5 protein-coding genes are annotated in these 7918 nt (G+C 42.3%); 2 read left to right on the top strand and 3 right to left on the bottom strand.

The window, feature by feature from the left end; translation table 11 throughout:
• Nucleotides 1–688 precede the first annotated feature (688 nt).
• Nucleotides 689–1024 (bottom strand): hypothetical protein, encoded by a 336-nt coding sequence (locus DN062_RS18225; RefSeq protein ID WP_112160719.1) that lies wholly within the window; start codon nucleotides 1022–1024, stop codon nucleotides 689–691.
• Nucleotides 1025–1123: 99 nt separating this feature from the next.
• Nucleotides 1124–2335: a VRR-NUC domain-containing protein gene (locus DN062_RS18220; protein ID WP_112160718.1), complete on the bottom strand. Its 1212-nt coding sequence runs from the start codon at nucleotides 2333–2335 to the stop codon at nucleotides 1124–1126.
• 1446 nt (nucleotides 2336–3781) lie between these two features.
• Here DN062_RS18220 and DN062_RS18210 point away from each other — a divergent pair.
• Complete coding sequence (locus tag DN062_RS18210) at nucleotides 3782–4756, top strand: site-specific integrase (RefSeq protein ID WP_112160716.1); 975 nt, start codon at nucleotides 3782–3784, stop codon at nucleotides 4754–4756.
• A 795-nt stretch (nucleotides 4757–5551) separates the two neighbouring features.
• Here DN062_RS18210 and DN062_RS18205 read toward each other — a convergent pair.
• Nucleotides 5552–6424, bottom strand: a complete 873-nt coding sequence (locus tag DN062_RS18205; RefSeq protein WP_112160715.1) for a hypothetical protein — start codon at nucleotides 6422–6424, stop codon at nucleotides 5552–5554.
• Nucleotides 6425–7652: 1228 nt separating this feature from the next.
• Between DN062_RS18205 and DN062_RS18200 the strand changes: the two genes are divergently transcribed.
• Entirely contained in the window at nucleotides 7653–7811 is a 159-nt protein-coding gene (locus DN062_RS18200; protein ID WP_239995856.1) for a type I restriction-modification system subunit M N-terminal domain-containing protein, read from the top strand.
• Nucleotides 7812–7918: the final 107 nt, after the last annotated feature.

The following is a 7918-nucleotide window of genomic DNA, read 5'->3' as shown; positions in this document are numbered from 1 at the left end:
GAAGCTGATACGCTAGAGAAACTTGAACATCTCTTGCCGTGGAATGCACCACTAGAAAAAGTTTCAAAAAAAGTGACTCAGTACAGCTAGGGGTAGAGTGCTGATTTATTGGCACTTACTTTGCAAGAGTCGTTGATGCAGTACACAAGACGACCATCATAATCATCAATATTCAATGCCGACTTACAGGTTGGACAGCGAGGCGTGAGCTCATCAAACTTGTACTCAGTTCGGACTTTGTTCGGCGGAATCCACTTCCAGCTCCAATCAATTCCTAAAATATGGTCGCGTGTGTATTTCGTGAAATTTGGCTCCTTGTCTGGAATAAGTCTGGTAATTACCGGGATAAGCAAGATGAGGATAGGAATACCTGTTATGATGAGCCAAAGCGGTATAGGAACGTTAGCGGTAATAGTAGACCAAAGCCATCCCGCTCCTACAGAGACATATCCCCAGAGTCCAAAAAACAGTTGTCCTATAGCAAGGATTAATCCCGCAATTACCGAGCTCCAGACGGGATCTTTCCAAACATTCCTCAAAGCAGGATCTCCATTATATTAGCTAATGACCGCAGCATACGCAGCTTTTTCGTGAAGGCGCATCTACAAAGGAAAACCCTTGCAGTGCCTGCGATTCTTAGGCCAGCAAGCTTGATTCAATGAACAGATATGCATTGCTGCCCCCAATCTTACCTATATCGATAGGGGTCAAAGTCTTTTAGCACATTCATGTTACTCAAGGTGGGCGTTACCCCTTGTGGACTTGTGCAGGTAGTGACTGGCGTGCCCCCGGTTACGATAGAGGCGCCTGAAGCTCTATACTTAATGATTATCCCGTACCCGCCATCACGCACACGGTAGTCTCTCGTCTCAATCACTAAAAAATTATCAGGATTATCTAGGTCACGTTTAATAGCTTGTTCGCAGAGTCGTTTGAGCTCTACAGTTCTGGACTTTGCATCGCTGCTACATCCTGCCGAGATAACTAAACCAAAAATTGCTACACCAATGACAAATCTTTTCATCTTCGACACCTATATATGATTGCGATCATATGAGCCTCACGCCGGGCTCTGCGGAAGGTTTGGAGAGAAGCGGAAAACTTGTCCTTCAGCAGTGCTTTGTTATGCATTTGACTTTCCAACTTTGAATATTTTAGCCTTAAATCCCATATGTTTCTTATTACCTAGCAACCAATTTTTCTGATCTTCACTTAGTTTATCGTTCCTAGATTTTACTTCTACAAAAAAGAAGCTTTCATCATCAAAAACTAATAAGTCTGGCCAGCCACAGAAATTTTTCCAGTAGTTCATTGCCATGTAATTAAGAACTTTCTTGATATTTTCTAGACCGAGCACATTCATTACTCTCTTAGCTTTAGAAATATCTTTCTCTCTATGCGCCCACAGGTATTGCCTTAGGTTTGAACTATAGTCTAGCCAATAATCGAACAGCCAGTCCAAATCATGAAGTTTAGATAAGTGCCAATATATGAGTTCTCTCTGCCTTTCGTAGTAAAGAGCACTTCCAAAGTCATCAGGCAAGATTGTCGTGATTATCCCTTCTTGCCGGGTATTAGTGTCGAAGTCGTTTCTGCTGCTAAACTGAACAACTCTTCCTTTTGTGTCGTCCGGATCTTCTATGACTAAATACATAAAGACACCGAATAAAACATGAAAAGGTACACTTTCTACCTCCATGACCTTTAGCCCTTGCTTATTGAAATAGTCTGCAGCAAATTCTTCAACAGTAAGAAGTTTATCTCCACTGCGAATGCCAACTTTTTTTTCGCCTGTACTGATATGCTCAGCGTTTACAAGGATCACTTCAGTGTTTGTAATCTCGATTACTTCTTGTTGAGTTTGTTCACTGTATTCATATTTTGGATTGAGTTCATGCTGCTTTTTAATTTCAGAAATAACCTGCTTTTCAATAACTCGCCTTTTTTCTGAGAAGTTAAATTCAGATGAGTTGTGATCCAACGGATCTAGAGTTGGGTGAGCATCATAAAACCTTCTTGTAGTTTCAAAGAAAATTTCACGCCAATAATACCTTACAATTTTCGTCGTAGCTCCGTGAATGGAGGCTTTTGGTGCAGCTATAGCATTTAGCCCTCTGCAGACTGGGCATATGTTTTCCTGAAAACCTATTGTCACAGGAACCCGTTCTCTTGAGCCTTCCCAAGAGCCCATAGTAAGCTGATGAGGAAGAAATCTCTCACCATGTTCTTGATCACATGAGCAAATCATGACTTCATCACAATCTTTGCAGTGATACTTACGAATCAAGTCATACTGATTTAAACAAGTTACATTTTCGTGAGCACAATTTTTCATGGTTTATGCATAGCAGTCTGTTTATGAGGTAGTTGACCTTGCAATACATGTCAGAAGATATACTTTTTAAATAAAATAATAGACTTAAATAAAAACTCACTCCGTTGATTTACTTGAACATATCATAAGGTTTGCATGTTTCCCATAAAAATTAGAGTAGGGCGGTCGACTCTTGCTTGAACAGATGGCGGGGTCATTTGGTGCTTAAATGCATGAAGGTTTTGAGGTGCCGAAGCGTTTTCCATAGAGCAACAGAACAAGAGACCGTTGCTCACCCGAACTCAAATCATGAAGGGAACCCAGTAACCATGCTGGCTCCCATCAGTTCTATCAGCGCCAGCAACCCTCTAAAACCCGGTCTGGTCACAATCTGATCACACTGGTCTCAAATTTCACCCGACACCGTGTGGCCGGCATCCTAAAATTGTACCTTGATGCTATTGAATAAAATGAGATTTATTATCATTGCTTTAGTAGGAATGGCTAATGATAATAACTTGAACATATAAACAACCTGATTAAAATACAAGACGCATCCTCATAGGCTGCTTAAACACATAGTTGGGTAGCAATGCATGCAACTCGTCCACTCCCAGTCATCTACTGATAACTTCCAGTCTCGGACCACCAATCTGTATGTTAGTCCTTAGGATGGGGCTGCTTGTCGCAGAAATATCTACCACGATCTCCGTGCGCATACTCTTGTTGTTGGGTGTGGCTGCCACGATATGCCTGCCAGCAGGAACGTAGATCGTAATTGCACTCCTGCCTGCTAGTATGGCCGCCTCTTCTCCATTAATAAATATGTTGATGGGAGAGTCGTTGTAAAAAATACCTCCGCGTTCAATCGAAAGCGGGTAGCCATTGCTACTATCTGTAAAAGATCCCATGCTACGAGTAGTAACCGACGCGCAAGAGGTAAGAGCAGTGATTGCGGCAATGATGACACATATACGAATAAAGATTGCCACTAGTGAGCTCCTTGAATAACGTTAAGACATAGAAAAAGGCTATGCGTTGCTAAGCGGTTGCAGGTAAGCCTTTTTTGCTAAGTTACATATTCCAACAATATATAACTCTATGTTTTGGTGGAATTTATCAAAAAAGCTGCATGTTTCCTAGAAAAATTAGAGCAGAGCATTCGACTCTTGGTTGTTCAAAGGGTATCGCCGTCCAGCCACTTTCTTATGAGTGAGGATTTTTAGATGCAAAACACACCTTTCTTGAGCAACAGACAGACACCGTTGCTCACCAAGTCTCAAAATCTGAGGGGAACCCGCTAACCATGCAGGCTCCCATCAGTTCTACCTGCGCCAGCAACCCTAAAAAAACCACTCTGGTCACAATCTGATCACACTGGTCTAAAATTTCACCCGACACAGTGTGACCGGTCTCCTAAAATCATCGTTATCTTAACAACTTGATTATGATTTGTCGGAGCATTCAATGGCAACAGTCCGTAAGTTACGCAGCAAGTGGCAGGCGCAGGTTCGAGTCAAAGGACATAAGCCACAAGCCAAGTCCTTTACCCTTAAATCCGATGCTTTATCCTGGGCTCGACAGATTGAAGCGGAAATCCAGCGCGGTGTCTTTGTGGATACGGCTGTGGCTGAGCGTATGGCTGTTAGAGACGCGATAGAGCGTTATCTTTCCGGTATCAGTGATCAGAACAAACAACGCATAGAGCGCTCTACAGCGCGTCCTGTGATGGCTTCGCTTGGACACATCTCATTGTTTAATTTAACCAATCAGCACTTGGCTGACTTCAGGGATGAGCAGTTGCAGTTGGTCGGGCCAACCACGGTTGTTCACCGTCTCTCGTTACTCAGCAAAGTGCTGAAGATAGCGGCACAGGAATGGGGCGTACCGTTTCCAAAAGGCATTCCATCCGTCAGAAAACCTAAGCGTCCGCGTGGTCGTGATCGTCGTCTGGATGAGGGCGAGTTTAATTTGTTGTTGTCAGCTTTATCTGAAACACCAACGGTTAAGCAGTTAGTCATCCTGGCTGTTGAAACCGCTATGCGAAGAGGGGAGCTGGTCAAAATTGAAAGCAAACACATCAACTGGAAAAACCGGACACTGCATATCCCTGTGACCAAAACAGGTGTGCCGCGTGACGTGCCCCTCTCAGAGCGCGCATTAGCCGTTTTGAGAGATGTTTGCGCCAGCAGTAATCAGCTAGGGAAACTCTTCGAAATCCAGCCAGACAGTGTTTCTCAAGCCTTTGAGCGCGCTTGTAAACGTGAAGGTATAGAAGGGCTTCGATTCCATGATCTACGCCATGAAGCCACCAGTCGTTTCTTTGAAATGGGGCTGAACACAATGGAAGTGGCAACCATCACCGGACACAAAACTTTAGAGATGCTAAATCGCTATACTCATCTTCGTGCTGAAAGCCTTGTGGATAGGTTGGTGTCATGATGTGGTTAGGTTTCAGTAGACGCCGTGTTTGTTGTAGAAAGGTTGTACCTATGTTGTAAAAAAACGGCTTCGATTTTGAATCAAGACCTCTGAAACCCGCATGGTTACTGAGGTCTGATTTTAAAGTATAAGGAAAGAAAAAATTATCGCTGACACAGACAGTGAAACGACCCGCAACACAGTTCAAAGCTTATAAATAAATCTATCATTGTTAAATATTTATCTAAAAAATTCATTAATGAAAATTATCTAGCTCTTAGCAATAGTGCATCTCTGTTTCAGGCTTTTTAGGAACTCTTCTGAGGTTGATTGTCCGCGCACAGTTAGAGGAATTACCCTTTTTAGAGATCGCTTGATACAGTGGATTCTGAGCGGTTTTGGAGTGTGTTTAATTGACAGCAGCCGAAGCGAGGAAAAAAGTATCAATGCGCGCCAGATCTGAAGTAAGCTCCAAAAGAACATGATAATCATTATCATTCGCGGAATGTTTGATTCTTTACCGTACCAACAGCAAATCTTAACTCCGCGATCTGTAGAGTACTTGATACATTTAGTAATGTTAAAGTGGTTACTTTTTCAGTAAAGGCTTTCATCATCCCGCAGTGTTGTGTTGAAAAATCACTACGGCATTTTTGTTTTTAGCATTATTACATGTTAAAGGTTAAATACTAAATATTAAACGGATTAGTAATTAGAAAATATCTATATATTACAGTCAGTTAAATGTTTTTTAGATGTCCTGTAAGCTAGTCTTGATTGTGGTGTGCAAGCTGTGTTGAGGGCATGAAATCGACCTTATTTCAATAGTAGTAGTTTTTTTTGAAAAAGTTCTTTTCTGCGCTGCATTTGCCGTTTTCGCGTCTCAAAGCTCCGTGTGTCGGATGTTTCCGTTTCAACCAGTTGACGCAGTCTGGTTGCAAGATTTACATCTTTTCCTGCAAGTCGTAAAGCCCTTAAGTCTTCATAGAGATCTGCCGCTTGTGTCACTTCCAGTTGGGTGCTTTTTGTGCAGAACTCTTTGATTTTAATCATGTCGGTGTCTTTATTTCTCAATACATCATAATGGCGGTCAGAGATCTGCGCAGTTCTGATGGTGCTTAGCTCAAGTTGTTCAGATGGCGTTATTTGTAATGCCTCAACTTTTTTCTTAGCTTGCCACTTGTTTTGAACAAATTTCTCAACTGCCGCAGAGTTCATTGTTCTGTCTTCCCATAGGTATTCTCCGTTAATCTCCATTGATTCCTGAAATCCTTTTTCTACTTCGCGACAATAAAACCAATGAACATCAATCAGTTGACGATCTAACGAATACATGGCTTGGATGTAGGTCGGAAGTGATTTCTGCCCCTGATCTTTTCGCCGAACACCTTCAATTAATCGCCCACGAAAAGCAGGTGCAAGGATGCCATGTTTGTTTGCGGCAAAGTTTAAAGCCAAAAAAGTTATACGAGTTTGGCTTGTCTCAAACATGCGATGATCATCATCGCTTTTCAGTTTGGCATGTGCTTTGGCATTAGTAAGGTGAAAAAGTATTTCATCTTTGCTCTTAGTGGTAATAATTTGCTCAGAAAGTTCGATTGCTTTGCTGATTGGAAAAGTGATCGGTTTGTCGTTATCAGCACAGTAGCTATTCGCTGATCTTTCAGAAATATTGTTTTCGTCATTCATGGTAACAGTACGCTAAGGGTAAAAAATTGTTGCTTCATTATAGCGTTTTCTACAGTATAAATAATTGATTATTAGAGTAGAATTGTTGATTTAGCAGTGCTGAACTCTTCGGTTCAGGGGAGCCAGATTAAGTGCGTGTATGTTGCTGCAGGTATGCCGGAACAAATCTTTTCAAAGTACAAGGATGATGGTTTGGAGTGTATTAGAGACTGGAGCGATCAGGGTCATTCCTAGCGCTTTCAACCTAAGAGAATGACGAATTGCATCGGCGTGAAATAGTCAAGGACACCGAAGGTAGCGGTGGCTGAAATCCGGATCAAGGTTGCTTGTGTTATTGGGGGTTTGTGCGGCGATTTAAAGCTATATCTTGCTGTAACGCTCTATAATCGATTCTGAGCGTTTTTTGGTTTTTCGCTACATGGGTGCTTTAAGCGTAAATCGCGCACTGTGGTGAATTATAGAGCGCTTTAGAGTGCTTCTGATTCAGTTCGACTTGAGTTGTCAGCATTTTCGCAATGGTTAGCAGATATGCTATGGGAATTTATGCTTTTTAGTGCGTTTTCAGAGTGCAATTTTTCATACAACAAAACTACAACCTTTTTACAACATGGGTAGATGATAAGTCATTTAATATCAATCGGTTATGATTTGTTTGGTTTTGGGCTGTTGTTACAACATGGTTGCATGAATTTACTCCTGTTCAGGGTAGAAAAGTGGCACAATCTGGTCACAGTGGTAAGTGGAAATGATTGGCATATTGTGGCCCTTTAAAAACTTCGATTGCTCCGGTGTCAGAGGTGGTAAGGGTAGGCTGATTTCAGGTTATCAATGATACAGATAGACCCGGTTTCCGATCCTGTTGGTCGGGGGTTCGAATCCCTCCGGGCGCGCCATAAGTGTTTGTTTTCTAAAAAATCCTTGTTTTTTCTGGTTAATTTCGGAAGCTGCTACGCTATCCGGCTGAGCCACGGGCGCGTGTTGAAGATAAAAAACCTGAACTCACAACTACTAAAGAATTCTTAGTCGTTCGACAAGAGTGGCCATTGGTAATGCCTAAGATAAATCAAACCTATTGATCCAAGCCGTATTCCCTAGGGTGACCCCAAAGCGACACAATTTGTCTAAATGCAGTGTATTATTTAGCAAAAATGCGACTGGCACTTGCCCTTATGAAGTCTGAAACCGACTTCAGTCTTTCCCAGTCTGATACGGACATAACGAGGTACAAATGAATAACACGGAACAGCAATTCCTCAACGACCTGGATGCGAAACTCTGGAAGGCTGCTGACAAGCTAAGGTCCAACCTCGATGCTGCCAATTACAAGCATGTGGTCCTTGGGCTGATCTTCCTAAAGTATGTGTCCGATGCCTTCCCGCTCTGTTAGCCTAGTTGTCCACTTGGCGATTTAGCCTTTTATAATTCTTTGAGCGGGTGGAATGAGAACTGTTATGCCTCGTTATTCCAGTGAGCGTAAAGCTTCAGTACTAAAGA

This window comes from Nitrincola tibetensis, from assembly GCF_003284585.1.
Lineage (GTDB): Bacteria > Pseudomonadota > Gammaproteobacteria > Pseudomonadales > Balneatricaceae > Nitrincola > Nitrincola tibetensis.
The sequence above is the reverse complement of the archived record's forward strand: the minus strand, read 5'-3'. Positions and strand labels throughout refer to the sequence as shown.

What these genes read in the sequence shown, in the direction of transcription:
- DN062_RS18200 (WP_239995856.1), top strand. Translation starts at nt 7,653, where the DNA reads ATGAATAACACGGAACAGCAATTCCTCAACGACCTGGATGCGAAACTC.
- DN062_RS18210 (WP_112160716.1), top strand. Translation starts at nt 3,782, where the DNA reads ATGGCAACAGTCCGTAAGTTACGCAGCAAGTGGCAGGCGCAGGTTCGA.
- DN062_RS18225 (WP_112160719.1), bottom strand. Translation starts at nt 1,024, where the DNA reads ATGAAAAGATTTGTCATTGGTGTAGCAATTTTTGGTTTAGTTATCTCG.
- DN062_RS18205 (WP_112160715.1), bottom strand. Translation starts at nt 6,424, where the DNA reads ATGAATGACGAAAACAATATTTCTGAAAGATCAGCGAATAGCTACTGT.
- DN062_RS18220 (WP_112160718.1), bottom strand. Translation starts at nt 2,335, where the DNA reads ATGAAAAATTGTGCTCACGAAAATGTAACTTGTTTAAATCAGTATGAC.